Raw genomic sequence first — 18,132 nt, forward strand, 5'->3', positions numbered from 1 at the left:
GTCACGGGCAACAGGACTCTAAAACAGGATGGCCCCGTTCATTGGGGACATGCCACTCAGGCCCGATCGCCTCGCTTACCTCTTGCTGCGTACTACTCACCAATCCCATCTCCTTTTCGCTGTGGCGGCGGACCTGCCGCTGCCCCATCCGTGACCGTTCATACGGTCTCATCCGGTTCATCCGTATGTCAAGCGCAATCGCAAAATCAGGATGAGACGGACTCGGTGTTAGGGTTTCCCGCATGGCAATCGAGATGCGCAGGATGCCGGTAGCGGATATCCAGCTCGGTTACGACGGCGACCGGTTGGTGAAGGTGGTCATCACCACTACGAGCGACGACGAGGATGGCCGGCTCGGCCATGACGAACTGCTCTACGCCGCTCGCCAGATTCAAGACTTCGCACGACGCGAATACCGGATGCCGGTTCGACTGACAGCGGTAAACGATTTGGTGGAGTCCTACGCCAAAGCCAACGGCAGAATCACCGACGACTATCTGGCCCGCCTGGCGCTGGCCTATGCCCAACTGGCACCACGTCGGCGGGATGTCTCCACGGCCTTGGCGGATGTCCTAGATAAACCCGTGCCGACCGTGAAGGGTCACATCATGCGGGCGCGCCGCGAGGGCTTCCTGACCGAAGCTGTTGACGGCAAAGAAGGGGGCGAAGCAACCCCTAAAGCCGTCCGAGTCATCGCCGGAGACTAAACACTGGACGAGCACTTAGGGCGGAAAACCTAGAGCCGCCTGGACGGCGACCGTTAAGGTGTCCGGGTGAAGAAACCCGAGTTCACTTTTGCAGTCCTCGCCGGATCGCTCTGCGTCGCGACGTTGTTCGCCGCAGCGCCCGCCATGGCAGCAGGAGATGAAGCGGGGTACCTGGCCGAGATCCACAGCAACGGTGCCATCCTGCCGATGGGCGGCTTGATGGGTGACGCCCAGTTGATCGCTGGCGGCTACGAGGCCTGCGGCCAGATTCGTGGGGGGATGTCGCCAGCGACACTCGCTGATTCGAAGCGCGGGTTCAACGTCTACTTCGACCCGGACAAGATGATTGCCGCGTCGCAGCGCTATCTGTGCCCAGACACGCTGTAGCCGAGTACGTAGTTGCCGGTGTGCTCGTACGCCGAGAACTGTGACGTGTTCATATGCGCGGAACGCAACATCCGGTGAGACCTCCTTACCAAGCTGATCAACGACACCGTGTCGGCCAAGAACGCCTGAAGTGACACGCCGAACACGCATCTTTGCGCGACACGCCGATCAGGTTGTCTTCCACGGCACCTCAGGCCGCTGAAGTGGGGTGACGCGGCGATTGGCGCGGGTTACTAACAACCAGCTTCGAGGTCTATCCACAGGCGCAGGATGTTATCCACACGTGTCCTCACAAGTTGACTAACAGGCAGCGTTGCGCAGCTCCCAGCAACGGCTAGCGTCGTCGGTGTCATCAGGTCGAATGCGAAGGGTGTAATTCGACTGAGACTGCCCCGCAACGCGTAGCAGGCGGTACGGGGCAGCTTGAAGTCCCGACTCGTCTCGACAACTCGAAGGAACTTAAAAAATGAGTCTAGATCGAACCCTCGGAAGTCAACCGCCCGCACCGGGCCGCAAGGACACCTTGGACCCACGCATCGTTCTCGGGATCGCGGCAGTTCTCGGCGGACTGACCGCGCACTACGTCGATTGGAGCACGGCGTCCCTGGTTTTTGTATCCGTCATTTCGTTGTTCACTCCAAGGACAGAGTGATCTTCGGGGCGGCTCACCAATCCTCGTCGCCATCCCAATTGCTTTCGTTCGGACGCAAGCCCCCTGGTGAATAGGGGCCGGTGTTGAGTGAAGGGCAAGCCCCAAACGGGCCGACCCATCCACCGGAATCTGGGCAGAAAGTTCGACTCCCGAAATCACCATCGCACAACCTTTGGTCGTAGCAATACGGCTCAATCGGATCGGCGCTTGCCAGGGGCGGGAACAACCCAAACAGCACCATCCCGAACGTTACGAGCCTCGCCAACATTCAGCTTCTCCAATCCATCCCGAATCGCCTGCTGCTCTGCCGTCAGTACCGGTTCCGGCCAATCCTCGGGGTGACACAATTCCCACGGGATGACCTTGGTCTGCGTCGTGGTCCCACGCGGTGGGAAATGCAGTACCAGCCGCACACCGCTGTCCCGAAGAACCTGGCGACGGTCGGTGGCGTCGTCGGCCCACAGCTCACGGAACGTCTTACCAGTACCCACCGACTCCCACCGTGCAGGTGTCACGGTGTTCGCGGTCAGCTCAGTCTTTCGAGCAACCAGCGCGGACAGACGCGACTTGTACAGCTCCACATCATCGACCAGGCCGTTGTCGGACTCCCACCGAAGTCGTTCTAGCGACTGCTCGGTTTGGGTCAGCTCTTGACTGTGGTCAGCACCGGGAAGAAATACCTGCTGCTGCATCTCACGATCGCCGTGTGCATCCAAAAAATCTTCTTCCAAGATGGCTTCGGCCATCTGAAGCGTTATCGCACCACGGCACCCGTTCAGCGCCCGACCACAACGGACGTAGGTGTGCAGCTTCCCGCTAGACGACCGCCTGCGGTGCAGCGCCAACGCGTACCCGCACTGGCAGAAGCCGATCCCGGCCAACGGGTTCGGTGTCATCTGACGTGCCTTACCGCTGGCCGTACGACTACCTACCGCCGCCTGTATCAGCGCCCAGTCGTCCTCGGTGAAAGTAGGCTCGGCCATCCTGATCGACTGACCTTGGGGATCGAGTACCAGCTTCTCCCCTACCCGTTTCTTGTTGTCGGGGTTCTTCTCGGTAGGAGCAGGTTCGTACACCGCCATCACCCGCAAGCCTTGCGTGCGCTGCGACGTCAGAACACGTTTCAACGTGGCGACCGACCACTTACCACCACCCCGTGACCGCGCGACGTTCGTCGTCTTGCCCTGCTCGTTAAGCCACCGGGCGATGCTGGTCAACGATTGTTGTTCGTCCACCAGCTTGGTTTTAATGTCGTGCAGCAGCTTGTAGCCCTCGGGATCACGGGCCAGCGCCTTGCCCTGGCCGCTAGGGTGCTCAACGGTGCGGTACCCCAGTGGCGGCACTCCGTGGCTTACCCGGTCAGTCATCCGCAGATAGTCGAGCCGATCCGTGGCGCGGGTCTTGAACCGCGACAACTCGATAGCCGCGAAGAAACTACCGACGTAGATAAAGAACTCGCTCATCATCTGGTCGAGCGAGTCCCCCGCCGGGTGGAGATAGTCGAGCACCACGCCGTCACCCGCGAACGCCAGGATCTTTTTGTTTTCCTTGGTCCACTTGGCGAAGTCAACGCAGTCAGCGGTAGATCGGAACGCTCGGTCGATCTTGCTGAACACCAGCACGTCCCACTCATGCAGACGTTCCGGGGCCAGCCACTTGCCCAGGTCTGGCCGCTCAAACGGAGTTGTTTTTCCCGCTGAGATTCCTAGATCCTCGAACGTCCCGACCACGGTGTATCCGTGGGACTGCGCCCACCGTTCGCCCTCTTCGGTTTGGGCGAGATGGGACACCTTGCGAGTACTGGCTTTGTCGTCGTCCAGGTGCGATACCCGCGCGCCGACGACGGCACGCAGCTGCCTACTCATTGGACCAAAACCCTGACGTCCTCGGGGTGGACATCATCAATCCGCCCGTCATCCCACCGGATCTTTACGTAACCTCGGCATACACGGGACACCCTGCCGACCGGCCCGTCTGCACGGCCTGAAATACCCACATACCGCACTCTCTGGCCGGTCGCTAGATGTTGTTCCATGTGGATCACAGTACAACGTGCGGGCCACCGGCCACGTCGCGAAACTGCGGCGGGATCTGTCGGTCTGACCGCCCACCTCACCTCCCACGGACGGACAGGAGCAGACGAGATGCCGGTGCTGCGGACCAGTTTGTGGTTCGACACCCAGGCGTTGGAAGCCGCCGAGTTCTACGTGTCGATCTTCCCCAACTCGGCGATCACCGCGATCTCTTACTGGGGCCCGGAGAAACCGGAACGTGACGGCAGCCCACTGGAGGTGCTGTTCGAGCTCGATGGTCGTTTGTTCTCCGCGATCAATGGCGGACCGGAATTCACGTTCGACGCGGCCGTCTCTATTCAGATCTACTGCGTCGATCAAGCCGAGGTGGATCACTACTGGGCAGCGCTCAGCGCGGGCGGCACAGAAGTACAGTGCGGATGGCTCACCGACCGCTACGGGTTGTCCTGGCAAGTGGTGCCGCAGGCGTTGGTGACATTGATGACCGATCCCGATCCCGAGCGGGTGCTTCGGGCGAAGCAGGCCATGTTCACCATGGTCAAGCTCGACATCGCGGCGCTGGAGGCGGCGGCCGACGGGCGCTGATCCGGACTCACAACACGAACTTGTGGCCTAACAAGGACAAACCCCCTAGCCGCGGGCTAGTGTCTGGCGAACCATTGTTACCAACGGTCGGGTAGCGCGTCCGATCGAGCGGCCACGACGGCGCACCACTCCCAATCCGTTGGAAGGTGAGGAATATGACTGTGCACAGCTGGGCCGTGATCGGAGCAGGGCCGGCGGGAATAGCCGCGGTGGGCCGGTTGCTCGACCACGGCATCCGGGGAGACGAGATCGCTTGGGTCGACCCCGACTTCGCCGCCGGCGACGTCGGCACCAAGTGGCGTGCCGTTCCGGGCAACACTCATGTCTCATTGTTCCTCGACTACTTGAACACCTCGCCGTCGTTTCGCTTCGCCGAGGCACCCCCGTTCGAGCTGACCACCATCGACCCCGGTCAGACCTGTCTCCTGGGTTTGGTCGCCGAACCACTGGTGTGGATCTCACAGCACTTGCGCGAGCGGGTCCACGTCGTTCGGGGAACGGCGACAGAGCTGACACTGAGCAACCGGCGGTGGCTGGTGCGCACCGCAGATGCCGAGATCGAAGCCAAGAACGTCATTCTTGCCACCGGCTCGGTTCCCAAGAAGCTCGATCACCCTCACCTGCAAGAGATCCCAGTCGAGGTGGCGCTGGATCCCCACCAGCTCGGGCAGTTGGACCTCACCGACGCCACGGTGGCCGTCTTCGGATCGTCACACTCCACCATGGTGGCCTTGCCCAATCTGCTGGCCACGCAGGTGCACAAAGTAGTCAACTTCTACCGCAGCCCCACCAAATACGCGGTGTACTTCGGCGACGAGATCCTCTTCGACGACACTGGCCTCAAAGGCAACGCGGCCGCGTGGTCACGGGAGAACATCGATGGCAGCTATCCAGAACGCCTGCAACGGTATTGGGTAAACAGCCCGGAGTTCGCCGAACAGTTGCAGGCCTGCACGCACGCCATCTACACCGTCGGCTTCAGCCGGCGGCGGCTCCCGGCCACCCCACAGTGGGGGGAGCTCGAATATGACCCGGTCAACGGGATCATTGCACCGGGACTGTTCGGCCTCGGAATCGCGTTCCCGGAGTACGGCATCGACTCCTTCGGGTCTGGCCAGTACCGGATCGGGCTGATCAAATTCATGCAGCGGGTCAACACTGCCCTGCCGGTGTGGCTGAACTACGGAACCTAGCGTCCACCTGAGGCGCCGGCACCCGTCAGCGCGGTGTGCCGGCGCCCCCGACGTGGTTCAGCAGGTCGCGGACCGCCCCGGCCGGTGGTGTCCGTCCGCCGGTCCAAATCGCCCGAAGGTCCCGGCGCAGATCCAGTTCCGGCACCTGCACGTGGCGCAGCCGGCCTATGGCGAGGTCTTCGGCGACAGCGAGCCTGCTCATCACCGCCGGCCCCGCCCCGTGCACGACGGCGCCGCGCACGGCCACCGAGGAGGACAGCTCCAACACCGGGCGGGCCTGTTCGACACCGTCACCCAGGGCTGCGCGCAACGCCGCCGTCAGCCAGTCGCGGGTGCCCGAGCCCTGCTCCCGCACGACCAGCGGGGTCTGGCTGAGTTCGGCTGCGGTAACGCCTTTGGCGCGCCGCGCCCATTTATGGTCAGGCGGCACGATCACGACCAGGGTGTCCTGTGCGACCACCCGGCTGCGTACCCCGGTCAGCGAGCCCGGGCTCTCGATGAAACCCAGGTCCGCCGATCCGTCTCGGACGCTCGCTATCACCTGCTCGCTGTTGGTGGCCGTCAGAATGACCTCGGGCACCTCACGGCCGGCGTGGGTGGCGAAGGTCTGCATCGACACGATCCACCGCGGTATCAGCTGTTCGGCGATCGTCAGACTGGCAGCCACTTTCATCTTCTGGCGGCTCTCGGCCCGCAGCGAGGCCAGTCCGGCGTCGACCTGGCCGGCCACATCCAGCAGCTGGTCCGCCCACTCCGTAACCACGGCCCCCGCGGAGGTCAACTGCGTACCGCGCGCACTGCGCAGGGCCAACCGCACACCGGTGTGGGCCTCCATGGCTGACAAGCGCGCCGAAACCGCCTGCTGCGTCATCCCCAAGTGCCTGGCCGCGGCGCCAAGGCTGCCCGTTCTGGCGATGGCCAGCAGCACTTCGAATGCCGACAGGTCGGGCATGCGGGAGCTCAGCGCCATGGCCTCATGCAATCACAAGTCGCGATTGTGGGCCGCCGTATCGAGGCGGGCCAGCGATCATCAGACGGGCGGGCCACCCAGCTTCGCCAGGAGCAGCGCTTCAGCGGTGGCGGCGCGTTCGAGCACGCCCAGATGCAGGCTCTCGTTGATGCTGTGGGCCTGGGTACCGGGATCCTCGACGCCGGTGACCAAGATGGTGGCCTGCGGATAGGCGGCGGCGAATTCCGCGATGAACGGGATCGAACCTCCCATGCCCATGTCGATGGGCTCGTTACCCCAGGCCTGGGCGAATGCGGCCCGAGCCGCGTCATATACCGGTCCGGTGGCGTCGATGGCGTATGGCTCGCCGACGTCGCCCGGGGTGACCGTCACCTGCGCCCCCCACGGAACATGCTGCTGCAGATGCTTGGTGAGGGCGTCCAGGTGGGCAGCGGCGTCGCCACCGGGGGCCACGCGCATGCTGACCTTGGCGCGGGCCCGGGGGATCAAGGTGTTCGACGAGGCCGCAATGCTGGTGGTGTCGATACCGATGACGGTGATCGCTGGTTTGGCCCACATCCGCTGCGGCACAGAACCGGTACCGACCTCGGTCACCCCATCGAGCAGACCGGTGTCGGCGCGTACCCGATCCGGCGGGTAATCGACTGGAGCAGCCACGCTTTCATGGAGTCCGGCTACGGCCACATTGCCGTCGTCGTCGTGCAGGCTTGCCAGCAACCGGACCAGGACGGTGAGCGCATCGGGAACCACGCCGCCCCACAGTCCCGAGTGCAGGCCGTGGTCGAGTGTGGCGACCTCCACCACACAGTCTGCCAGCCCGCGCAGCGACACCGTCAGCGAGGGCACCTCGGTGCTCCAGTTGTCGGAGTCGGCGATGATGATCACGTCGGCGTGCAGCGCATCTCGGTGTGCGGCGAGCAGCGCCCCCAGCGACGGTGATCCGGATTCCTCCTCCCCCTCGACGAAGACGGTCACGCCCACCGGCGGACGCCCACCGTGGGCCCGGAATGCCGCCAGATGTGTTGCGATGCCCGCTTTGTCGTCGGCGGTACCGCGACCGTAGAGACGCCCGTCGCGTTCGGTGGGCTCGAACGGCGGGGAATCCCACTGGGCGGCGTCCCCCTCGGGCTGCACATCATGATGGGCGTAGAGCAGCACGGTGGGTGCGCCCGGCGGCGGCGGGTAGTGGGCGATGACGGCCGGGGCACCGCCCTCGGCGACGATCTGTACCTGGGGAAAACCGGCCTGGCTCAGCAGATCTGCCACGCGCTGGGCACTGCGGTGCACGTCCGGGCGGCGGGCCGGGTCGGCCCACACCGACTCGATACGCACCAGGTCCTCCAGGTCGGCACGCACCGACGGCAGGAGGTCTCGGACCGTCTGCACCAGATCGCTCATGGCGTCGAGATTAGCCGGTGCCCCCACTGGCGCGAGCGTGCGCAGATGGACGTCCACGCGCGGCGTGTCGTGTACAAACACGCGCGCTCGCGCATGACGGAGGTGCCCCCCAGCTCGCGCCGGTGGGAGGTGCGTCAGGCCTCGAGGATGGCGACGGCGGCAGCGGTGTCGGCCTCGTGCGTCAGCGACACGTGGATCGTCACGTCGGCCAGATGCTGCGCTATCTCGCCGGAAAGCCGCACCTTGGGGCGGCCCCACATGTCAGTGACCACCTCGATGTCGCGGTGGATCGCCTCCGGCAACACCGGCTTCTGCGCGAACCGCGATCCCGACCACGCCTTGATCACCGCCTCTTTGGCCGCCCAGCGGGCCGCCAGATGCCGCGCCGCCGAAGAACTCTTGTCGGAGGCGTCGCGGCGCTCCCCGGGGGTGAACGTCTCGGCGAACACCGTCCCCGGTTGGTCGACCTGCTCGGCGAAGTCGGAGATCGACACCAGATCGATCCCGACACCAACGATGCTCATGCGCCGCTCCTCCTCATCGCTTCGCTCTGCATCGTCGCGGCGCGGCTCATGCGGCGACGCTATCCGATGTAGACGTCGCCGTCGCCCAGCCGTGCCGCCGGGTTGAGCAGCATGGCCGACTCTTGACGCTTCTCCGGTGTGTCGTGGTCGAACCGCCGGTCGGCGGGCCGCTCATACATCGGCGTTCCGCCCGCGATAGCCGAGGCGAGCCGGCGCTGACCGGCCAGCACCCGGGCACCTGCCTGCTCCTGGTAGGCCGTACGCTGGCTCGGGTCCAGCGTCGCCAGGAACGCCGCCGGGTGCACCAACGCCACCAGTCCCGACACGTGACCGAAGCCGAGGCTGGTGACCAATCCGGCCTTGAGCGGGAACTTCTCCCCCAGCTCCAGGGTCTCGCGCACCCACACGAAGTGCCCGGCGGTCGCCAGTTCGTCGTCGACGCAGTCCAGGCTGCGGTTGGGCGGAATGACCCCGTCCCGCAGGACCTGGCACAGGCCCATCATCTGGAACACCGCCGCGCCGCCCTTGGCGTGCCCGGTCAGGCTCTTCTGGCTGATCACGAACAACGGGGCACCGGGCGCGCGGCCCAGCGAGTCCGCCAACCGCTCATGCAGCTCGGTCTCGTTGGGGTCGTTCGCCAACGTCGAGGTGTCGTGCTTGGAGACCACCGCGATGTCGTCGGGACCCACACCGAGCTTGGCCAGCGAACGGGCCAGCATCGAGTCCTTGCCACCCCGGCCCGCGCCCAGGGCGCCCAGGCCAGGGGCCGGGATCGAGGTGTGCACGCCGTCGGCGAAGCTCTGCGCGTAGGCCACCACCGCCAGGACCGGCAGGCCCATCTTCGCGGCCAGGTCGCCGCGAGCCAGCAGGATGGTGCCACCGCCCTGGGCCTCGACGAAGCCCAGCCGGCGCCGGTCGTTGGCGCGGGAGAACTTCGAGTCACTGATGCCCTTGGCGCGCATCATCTCGGTGTCGGCGGTGGCCGCCATGTCACCGAAGCCGATGATGGCCTCCAGGGTCAGGTCGTCGTAGCCACCGGCGACCACCAGCTCTGCCTTGCCGAGCCGGATCTTGTCCACGCCCTCCTCGACCGAGACCGCCGCGGTGGCACAGGCCGCCACGGGGTGAATCATCGATCCGTAGGACCCGACGTAGCTCTGCACCACGTGCGCCGCAACGACGTTGGGCAGCACCTCTTGCAGGATGTCGTTCGGCTTGGCCCGCCCGAGCAGGTTGCCGTGATACATCGTCTGCATGGAGGTCATGCCGCCCATGCCGGTGCCCTGGGTGCTGGCCACCAGCGAGGGGTGCACCCAGCGCAGCAACTCCGTCGGGGTGAATCCGGCGGACAGGAACGCATCGACGGTCGCGATGATGTTCCACAGCGCCACCCGGTCGATGGAGGTGGCCATGTCCTGGCTGATGCCCCACACCGTCGGGTCGAACCCTGTCGGGATCTGAGCGCCCACGGTCCGTGACAGCTTGCTCTTGCGTGGCACCCGAATCTCGGTGCCCGCCTTGCGGATCACCTGCCAGTCCGATGAGTCCGGCACCGGGCGCACCACGGTGTGCTCGGGGTCGAACTCGACGAACGCCCGCGCGTCTGCCTCGCTGGAGACCACGAACGAGAAGTCCTTGTCCAAGAACACGCTGACCAGCAGGGGCGAGGCGTGGTCGGGGTCGATCGCCCCGTCATCAACGAACTCTCGCACGCCGACGCGTTCCACGACCTCGTCGTGATACCGCTCCACCAGCTCGGCCTCGTCGACCAGCTCGCCCGTGGCGGTGTCGTACCAACCCGGGGTCGGATCGTCTTCCCACTTGACCAATCCGGTGGTCCAGGCCAGTTCCAGCACCCCGGCGGCCGACAGCTCGCCGGCGACCTCCATCTCGAAGCGGGTCCGCGAGGAGCCCAGCGGACCCAGCTCGGCGCCGCCGACGATCACCACCAGATCGGCAGGGTCGACGTCGAGGTCGTCCCAGGCCGGCGGCGGCGCCGGGTTGTACCCGCGCGGCGGGCTCGGCAGTGCCGCAATCGTGTTGGGGTCGCTTTCGGCGTCTTCGCCGGCTGGAGCTTCGCCCGACATCTCCTCGCGAGCCCGGGCAGCCAGCTCGGCCATGTCCAGGTTCGCCTCGGCCAGCCCGCCGGTCAGGTCGGCCTCGATCGGCGTATTGGCCGCGGCCACCTTGGATTCGACGCTGCACAAGTCGAGCAACATGCCCGCCATCTGCTCACTCGAATAGGTGGTGACCCCGGCTTCCTCGACCGCGTCGACGATCACGTCGTTGTGGCCCATCAGCCCGGTTCCGCGGGTCCAGCCGATCAGGGCGTGAGCCAAGCTGACCCGAGATGCCCACGAGGACTCCGCTTTCCAGCGGGAGACCACCGCATCCAGCGACGCCTTGGCCTCGCCGTAGGCGCCGTCACCGCCGAACATGCCGCGGTTGGGCGAGCCGGGCAGCACCACATGCAACCGGGAGGCGATGTCGCGTTCGGCGCCGATCTTCGACAGGCCACCGATGAGGCGTTGCACCGCCCACAGCAGGACCTTCATCTCCATCTCGGCACGCGCACCGGCTTCGGACAGGTCGCCGGCCACCCGCGGCGCCGCGAACGGGAACAGCAGCGTCGGGGTCTGGGCGTCCTTGAGGTGAATCGACTGCGGCCCCAGGCTTTCGCTCTGCTCGGTGCCGACCCACTCCACGAGTGCATCGATATCGGCGTAGGAGGCCATGTTGGCGGGCACCACCCACAGCGCCGCACCGAACCGGGCGTGGTCGCGGTACAGGTCGCGGTAGAAGCCCAGCCGCTCATCATCAAGGCGCGACGTGGTGGCGATGACGGTCGCACCGCCGTCAAGCAGCTGTCCGACCACCGACGCGGCGATCGAACCCTTGGACGCACCGGTCACCACCGCGACTTCGTCGCTGTAGCGGCCGCGGCCGGGGTTCTCCGCACCGGCGGCGACCCGGGCGTACAGCGAGGCGTGGATCTGGCGTCCAGATGCCAGCGCGCGGGCCTGCCACCACGATGCCTGAGTGGAGACCACATGGCCGGCACCCTCGAACCGTTCGGCCAGCCGCGGCCAGTCGGCGTCGATCTCGCCTTCGTCGACCAGCCACAACTTCACCAGGTCCTCGCGAGCACTGGCCCAGCGGTCGTCGAACAGCACCGCCTTGCGGCCGTCGAACGCCGGTGCCACCAGGCGCGGCCAGTCCGAACCCAACTCGGCGGTCACCAAGTCGATCAGCTCGCTGTCAGTGGAGCCCGTCGGGGCGCTCACCGCATCGTCGAACCCGAGTTGACCGAGCACCAGACGGGCAGCCGAGGCCAGCACGCCGTCGCGGCCGGTGATCTGCGCGGTGAACTCGCCCAGCGCCGCGGCATCCACCGTGGCACCACCGCCGCCACCGCCTGCCGACGGCAGGCTCACCGCGACACCGCGCCGTGCCGCAACCGCCTGGACGGCCGCATCGATCACCTTGTCCACGGCCGCGCCGTCGGCCAGCGCACCCTCGTGCAGTCCGCCCAGCGCACCGCCCCGGACACTGGTGCCCTCGCGAGTGCCCAACGCCACCTCGATGGTGACGTGCTTGGCCCAGCCGTCACCGAGTTCCCAGGTCTTCTTGACCCGCTCGGCGATGGCGCCGGGCCGCTTGCCCGACGGCCCCAGAATGGTGCGCAACTGATCGTTGATCGCATCGGTCAGCACCGGGCCATAGGGCTTATAGGTGCGCGCCAGCTTGGTCACCTGCGACTTCAGCCCGGCCAGGTCGGCCTCGGCCGCGCCGTCGATGGCGCCGAGATTGAGCTCGGAACCCAGGTCCACCAGCAGCTGGTTACGCCGCGAGGACGCTCCGTCGGTGATGGACTCGATGGAATCCAGCGCCTCGATCTGGTCGATGCGCATCTTGGCGCTCAACGCGATCAGCGCCAACGTGGCATCGGCGGCGTCGAACGCGATGTCGTCGGGGCGCGGAGCCCCCGACGGCGCGACCGGTGCGGCCGGTGCCGGCGCCGCGGCCTCGGCCGGGGAGGCCTCTGCCGCCGCCTCAGCCGGTGCCGACTCCTCCTCGGGCTCCGGCTCGGGGTCGGTGTCGGTGGCGAACAGCACGGCGGCGTCCCGCTCGGCGTTGAGCACTTCCACGGTGCTGTGGGCGTATTCCGGCAGTTTCAACGTGTTGGTGGCCAGCCCGGCCACGGTCGGGGCGGTCTTCACCCCGATCTCGACGAAACGCTCCACCCCCAGGCCGCCTGCGGCCTGCTCGATGAACAGCAGGTCCTGTGTCTCGATCCAGCGCACCGGGCTGGCGAACTGCCAAGCCAGCAACTCGATCACGACCTTGCGGCACAACTCGCCCGGTTTCTCGTTCCGCCAGGTGTCGTAGTCGGCCAGCACCTCGTCGAGCGGCTCGGCCGGGACCAGGTCGCGGATCTCCTGGATGAACTCGCGGTCCAGGGTGAAGGGCTTGGGCACCAGGTTGGGGATGTAGCGGCCGATGATCAGGTCAGGATCGGCGTCACGCGGCATCACCCGCTCCAGCGAACGGCGGAAGTCATCGACACCGATGCGCAGCACGCTGGAGTGGAATGGCACGTCGATACCGGGCACCAAGATGAAGGACCGCTTGCCGCCGCTGAGCTCGCGACGACGCTCGACCTCGGCCTCCAGGGCCTCCAAACCGGCAACCGTTCCGGCGATCGCATACTGCGAGCCGCGCAGGTTGAAGTTGACGATCTGCAGGAATTCCCCGGTGCGCTCGGCGATCTCAGCGACGAATGCGGTGACGTCGGCGTCGTCGAGGTCGATCTGCGACGGCCGGATGGCGGCCAGCCGGTAGTTGGAACGTCCCATCGCGTCGCGCGGCACGATGTCGTGCATCTTGGAGCCGCGGTGGAACACGACCTCCAGCAGGGCCTCGAGCTCGTAGACACCGCTGACGCACGCCAGGGCGGTGTATTCACCGACGGAGTGCCCGCAGGCGATCGCTCCCTCGACGAAGGCGCCCTGCTCGCGCATCTCGGCGACCTGCGCGGCCGCCACGGTGGCCATCGCCACCTGGGTGAACTGCGTCAGGTAGAGCACACCTTCGGGGTGCTGGTAGTGCACACCGGAGGCGATCAGGCTGGTCGGGTTGTCGCGCACCACATGCAGCACCGAGAAGCCCAGGGTCTCGCGGGTGAACTTGTCCGCGGAGTCCCACACCTTGCGGGCGGCCTTGGAGCGGGCGCGAACCTCCATGCCCATGCCCTTGTGCTGGATGCCCTGTCCGGGGAACGCGTAGACCGTCTTGGGGGCGGTCAGCCGCGCGGTCGCCGACATCACCAGATCCGAGCCGATTCGGGCGCTGATCTCGAGAACCTCTGCGCCCAGGTCGATTCCGACCCGGTCTACGCGGAAGTCGACGTCGTCGCCGGGCTTGACCATGCCCAGGAATCGCGCGGTCCAGCCGACCAACCGTGCCGGCGGCCGGGCCTGCCCATCGGTGGCGGTCACCACGTGCTGAGCTGCGGCCGACAGCCACATGCCGTGCACGATCGGTGACTCCAGGCCGGCCAGCAGCGCCGCGGCGCGGTCGGTGTGAATCGGGTTGTGGTCTCCGGAGACCGCCGCGAACGGCCGCATGTCCACCGGCGCGGTGACGGTGACATCGCGCCGGCGCCGACGCGGGGTGTCGGTGGCATTGTCGGAGACCCCACCGCCGGCCCGAACCGGGTCGGTCAGTTCCGCGGCACCGGTGCGCCCGCGGATCGCGAAGCGCTCCTCGAGGGTGGCCAGCAACGTTCCGTGGGCATCGCGGACGTCGACCGTCACCGGAACGACGCGGCCGACTTCGGTGTCGGTGGCCGCTGACGCCGTTGCGGTCACGGTCAATTCGGCCGGTTCAGCGGGCAGGGCCGTACGCAGTTGCGCCGCGTGGTCCAGGTGCACCAGGGACAGCAGCCCCTCGACGACCGGGAACCCGGCATCGGTGGTGGCCGAGCCGATGGCGGCGAACACCGCCGGCCAGCACCGGCCGACCAGCACGTCGGGGACGATCGACTGCCCCGGCGCCAGCGGTGCGCCGAATGTCGCGGTCACACCGGTGTGGTCGGCGACCTCCTCGGGCTTCCACGCCACGGTGACGGTCGCTGCGCCGTCGCGCACCGGCGGCAGGGCCTCCGGGCCGTCGACGCCGGCGGCGATGGCCAGCACCGAGCGCATGGCGGCTGCGGCGTCCTCGGTGGACACCAGCGGGGCCGCTCCGTCGACGACGGCCGCGGGCAGGGTGAAGCGGATGCTGATCCAGACACCGGACAGCGGCACGCTGAGCACCACGTGGGACTGCGAGGCCACCTCCAGGCGTGCCCCGGTCGACGGGTGGGTGGCGGTGCGGTTCTCATGCACCTGCCACTCGTCGGGAGCTCCGATCCGGTGCACCGGGTTGGTGGCGGTGCGACCGGCCCACAGCACATCCGGGGCGTCGAGCACCACGGCCAGCGGGCCGGTGACGTCGACGCGGCCCAGGCGACGGGCAGCGACCGGGACGGGCTGGGCGCCGGCGGCGAGCACCTGGTCGACTGCGGCCTGCTCAAAGCGGTCCAGCAGCTCGCCGACCGGCTCGTCGACCCGGGTGATTCCGGCGACCGCGGTGATGCCCGGGATGATGCAGACCTGCTCGGCGGTGTAGCGGGCGTCGTGCGCCTGCCACAGCGAGTCGCTGCGCCACCAGCGCCGCACATCCTTGTCGATCACCGGCACGAAGTTGACCGGCTTGCCCGGGGTCTTGCACAGCTGCGTGAAGAAGGGCGCATCGGCCGGGTGCAGGCGAACCGTCTCTGCCTCCGGGTAACGGGCCACCAGCGCGGCGATCGCGTCCGCGGGACGTTCCAGGATCGCCTGTCCCTCTTCGGAATCGGCGAACAGCGTCTCGATCGGCCCGGACTCGACCTCGTGCAGGCGCGCTTCGGCGCGCTGCAACATCGAACCGAATCGCTCCCGCCAGGTGTCGGCCAGCCACGGACTGTCCGGCGAGGCCGTGTCGGCGGTCGAGTCACCCGCGCCGATGGCCAGGTCGATGTAGCGGCGCAACCACTGCGCGTACGTCATCTCGGTGACATCACCGAAATAGGGCTTGGCGGTGTCGGCCAGCGCGGCGATGATCTCGTCGCGGCGGGCCGCGACGGCCTCGCCGTCACCGGCCACCTCGTCGAGCAGGCGCCCACAACGAGAGGCGACGTTGTCGATCTCGTGGATGTCGGCTCCGAGCTGGCTGCGCGAGGAAGCCATGCCGCCCTGGGCTTTTCCTGCACCGATCCATTGGTCGGTGCCCGAGGTGTCGACCAGCATCTGCTTGACCGCCGGCGAGGTGGTGGCCTCCTTGGTGGCCATGGCCGCAGTGCCCACCAGGATGCCGTCCACGGGCATCAGCGGGAATCCGTGCTCCTGCGACCACCGGCCGGACAGATATTCGGCCGCCTGCTCGGGGGTACCGATCCCCCCGCCGACGCACAAGGTGATGTTGGGCTGCGAGCGGAGCTCGGAGTAGGTCGCCAACAGCAGGTCGTCGAGGTCTTCCCAGGAGTGGTGACCGCCGGCGCGGCCGCCTTCGACGTGCACGATCACCGGTGTGGTCGGCACTTCGGCGGCGATGCGGATCACCGATCGAATCTGCTCGACGGTGCCTGGCTTGAACACCACGTGGCTGATGCCCGCGTCGTTGAGCTCGGCGATGAGCTCGACGGCCTCTTCGAGCTCCGGGATGCCGGCGCTGACCACCAGCCCGTCGAACGGGGCTCCGGACTGACGGGCCTTCTGCACCAATCGCTTCCCGCCGACCTGCAACTTCCACAGGTAGGGGTCCAAGAACAACGAGTTGAACTGGACAGTGCGGCCGGGCTCCAGCAGTGCGGTCAGCTCCGCGACGCGGTCATCGAAGATCTCCTCGGTGACCTGCCCGCCGCCGGCCAGCTCCGACCAGTGGCCCGCGTTGGCTGCGGCGGCCACGATCTTGGCATCGACGGTGGTGGGCGTCATGCCCGCCAGCAGGATGGGCGACCGGCCGGTCAGCCGGGTGAACTTGGTGTCGAGCTTGACCCGGCCGTCCGGCAGCGCGACCACCGACGGGGCATAGCTCGTCCAGGGCCGAGCGACCTCCGGGATGGCGCCGATGGTGAAGAGGTTGCGCTGGCCGCCACGGGTGGCCACCGGCACGATCCCGATGCCCAGGCCGCGGATCACCGGTGCGGTCAGCCGAGTCAGGATGTCCCCGGGGCCCAGGTCCAGGATCCAGCGGGCGCCAGCCTCGTGCAGCTCCGTGACCTCGTCGACCCAGTCCACCTGACCCACCAGGATGGAGTCGGCGAGCCGGCGGGTCAGCTCCACGTCCAGACCCACCTTGGCGGCCCACTGCGCCACGATCTCGATACCGTCGGACAGCCGTGGCGAGTGGAACCCGACCTCGACCTGGACGGGCTCGAAGACCGGGGCGAAGACGGCTCCACCACGCAGCTTGTTCTTGCGCTCGGCGGCCTCCTTCTCGGCGATCTGCTCGCAGTACAGCTCGAAGCGCGACAGCTGCTCGGGGGTTCCGGTGATGACCACCGAGCGCCGCCCGTTGCGGATCGACAGCACCGGCGGCAGCACCGTGCGCACATCCTGGGCGAAGTCGTCCAGAAGGTCCCGGATCCGTTCCGGGTCGACGTTGGAGATCGCCACCATCGGCGAGCGATCACCCAAGATCGAGATGCCGCGACGGCGCGCGACCAGGGTTCCGGCAGCGCCCACCAGCTGAGCGATCGCCAGCAGCTGCACGTCCTTGGTGCCGCCGGCCTCAAGCGACTCGACGGCCAGGATGCCCTGCGAGTGACCCGCGGCAGCCACGGGCGGGGTGGCCGACAGGTCCAGTCCCTGCCGCTGCAGCGCGCGCATAGCGGCGATCTGCGTCAGCAGCACGCCCGGTACCGAGACGGCGGCCGAGGTCAGTTCCTTGGCGGACGGGATGGGGTCTTCTGCAGCCAGGGCCCGCACCCACTGCAGCGGCTCGAAACCGATGGGCCGGACCACGACAAGTTCTTGGGCGATCGGCTCCAGCAGCAGGTCCGCCTCCCCGGCCAGGGTGGCCAGCTCGGACTCGATCCCCGCCGAGGAGACCAACTCCTCCAGCGACTCCAACCACGCCGCGCCCTGACCGCCGAAGGCGACCGCGTAGGGCTCGCCGTCCGTCAGGCGATCCACCAGAGCGGACGCGGCGCTGGCGAACGGCCCCGAGCCAGCACCCTCGGCGGAAACCCGGTCGTGTTCGTGGATCGTCACGTTATGTTTCTCCCCTGCACTGGTTAATGTCGCGTCCTCTTCGACGCCCGCCGGAATGACCGGCCTATTGCGGGCTCTCGCGTTTCCGCGGCCGCGCTACAGCAGTAAGAGTGTCATAAGAACCTGTGCCGTTTCCGCAGCTAATTGGTTACTGATGAGTTCTACGCTCGGGTAACCCAGCCCCGGATATCTCACGGCTCGACGGCCGTCATAACGATCCGGAACAAACGTCCTGCGTGCGCGGGGTTACGGTCGAGTAGCTATAACTGCGCAGATCAAGGCTCTTTTGTTATCTAATCGTTATGTTTCTATCGGCCCGGCCAACCGGCTCCGGCGGCACCTGAGGCGCCGAACCCGAGCCGAACACCGTCTACGCCGCCGTCCACG

At 67.0% G+C, this 18,132-nt stretch carries 9 protein-coding genes; 4 read left to right on the top strand and 5 right to left on the bottom strand.

Annotated features, from left to right (window positions below; all coding sequences use genetic code 11):
- The first annotated feature begins 242 nt into the window (after positions 1-242).
- The gene (locus BST15_RS14295; protein ID WP_046190957.1) at positions 243-707 is read left to right on the top strand and encodes a hypothetical protein; all 465 of its coding nucleotides are present in this window, start codon (positions 243-245) and stop codon (positions 705-707) included.
- A gap of 66 nt (positions 708-773) precedes the next feature.
- Positions 774-1,094, top strand: coding sequence for a DUF732 domain-containing protein (locus BST15_RS14300; RefSeq protein WP_046190958.1), 321 nt, complete (start codon positions 774-776; stop codon positions 1,092-1,094).
- An 843-nt stretch (positions 1,095-1,937) separates the two neighbouring features.
- Here the strand turns inward: BST15_RS14300 and BST15_RS14310 are convergent.
- Positions 1,938-3,611, bottom strand: coding sequence for a recombinase family protein (locus tag BST15_RS14310; RefSeq protein WP_052751428.1), 1,674 nt, complete (start codon positions 3,609-3,611; stop codon positions 1,938-1,940).
- Positions 3,612-3,890: 279 nt separating this feature from the next.
- Here BST15_RS14310 and BST15_RS14315 point away from each other — a divergent pair, with 279 nt between their 5' ends.
- Positions 3,891-4,364, top strand: coding sequence for a VOC family protein (locus tag BST15_RS14315; protein ID WP_046190959.1), 474 nt, complete (start codon positions 3,891-3,893; stop codon positions 4,362-4,364).
- 155 nt (positions 4,365-4,519) lie between these two features.
- Positions 4,520-5,557 (top strand): FAD-dependent oxidoreductase, encoded by a 1,038-nt coding sequence (locus tag BST15_RS14320; protein WP_046190960.1) that lies wholly within the window; start codon positions 4,520-4,522, stop codon positions 5,555-5,557.
- A 25-nt stretch (positions 5,558-5,582) separates the two neighbouring features.
- Here BST15_RS14320 and BST15_RS14325 read toward each other — a convergent pair whose 3' ends face one another.
- The 4 genes from BST15_RS14325 to BST15_RS14340 all read right to left on the bottom strand — a co-directional run bounded on the left by BST15_RS14325 (position 5,583) and on the right by BST15_RS14340 (position 17,745).
- Positions 5,583-6,527 (bottom strand): LysR family transcriptional regulator, encoded by a 945-nt coding sequence (locus tag BST15_RS14325; protein ID WP_046190961.1) that lies wholly within the window; start codon positions 6,525-6,527, stop codon positions 5,583-5,585.
- Between the two features lie 60 nt (positions 6,528-6,587).
- Entirely contained in the window at positions 6,588-7,925 is a 1,338-nt protein-coding gene (locus tag BST15_RS14330; protein ID WP_046190962.1) for a dipeptidase, read from the bottom strand.
- Positions 7,926-8,059: 134 nt separating this feature from the next.
- A complete protein-coding gene (gene acpS / locus BST15_RS14335; protein ID WP_046190963.1) occupies positions 8,060-8,449 on the bottom strand; it encodes a holo-ACP synthase AcpS in 390 nt (129 codons plus the stop codon).
- A 59-nt stretch (positions 8,450-8,508) separates the two neighbouring features.
- Positions 8,509-17,745 (bottom strand): type I polyketide synthase, encoded by a 9,237-nt coding sequence (locus BST15_RS14340; RefSeq protein ID WP_046686400.1) that lies wholly within the window; start codon positions 17,743-17,745, stop codon positions 8,509-8,511.
- Between the last annotated feature and the right edge of the window lie 387 nt (positions 17,746-18,132).

The sequence above is a fragment of the Mycolicibacter arupensis genome (genome assembly GCF_002086515.1).
Classification (GTDB): Bacteria; Actinomycetota; Actinomycetes; order Mycobacteriales; family Mycobacteriaceae; genus Mycobacterium; species Mycobacterium arupense.

What these genes read in the sequence shown, in the direction of transcription:
- BST15_RS14295 (WP_046190957.1), top strand. Translation starts at nt 243, where the DNA reads ATGGCAATCGAGATGCGCAGGATGCCGGTAGCGGATATCCAGCTCGGT.
- BST15_RS14310 (WP_052751428.1), bottom strand. Translation starts at nt 3,611, where the DNA reads ATGAGTAGGCAGCTGCGTGCCGTCGTCGGCGCGCGGGTATCGCACCTG.
- BST15_RS14315 (WP_046190959.1), top strand. Translation starts at nt 3,891, where the DNA reads ATGCCGGTGCTGCGGACCAGTTTGTGGTTCGACACCCAGGCGTTGGAA.
- BST15_RS14320 (WP_046190960.1), top strand. Translation starts at nt 4,520, where the DNA reads ATGACTGTGCACAGCTGGGCCGTGATCGGAGCAGGGCCGGCGGGAATA.
- BST15_RS14325 (WP_046190961.1), bottom strand. Translation starts at nt 6,527, where the DNA reads ATGGCGCTGAGCTCCCGCATGCCCGACCTGTCGGCATTCGAAGTGCTG.
- BST15_RS14330 (WP_046190962.1), bottom strand. Translation starts at nt 7,925, where the DNA reads ATGAGCGATCTGGTGCAGACGGTCCGAGACCTCCTGCCGTCGGTGCGT.
- acpS (WP_046190963.1), bottom strand. Translation starts at nt 8,449, where the DNA reads ATGAGCATCGTTGGTGTCGGGATCGATCTGGTGTCGATCTCCGACTTC.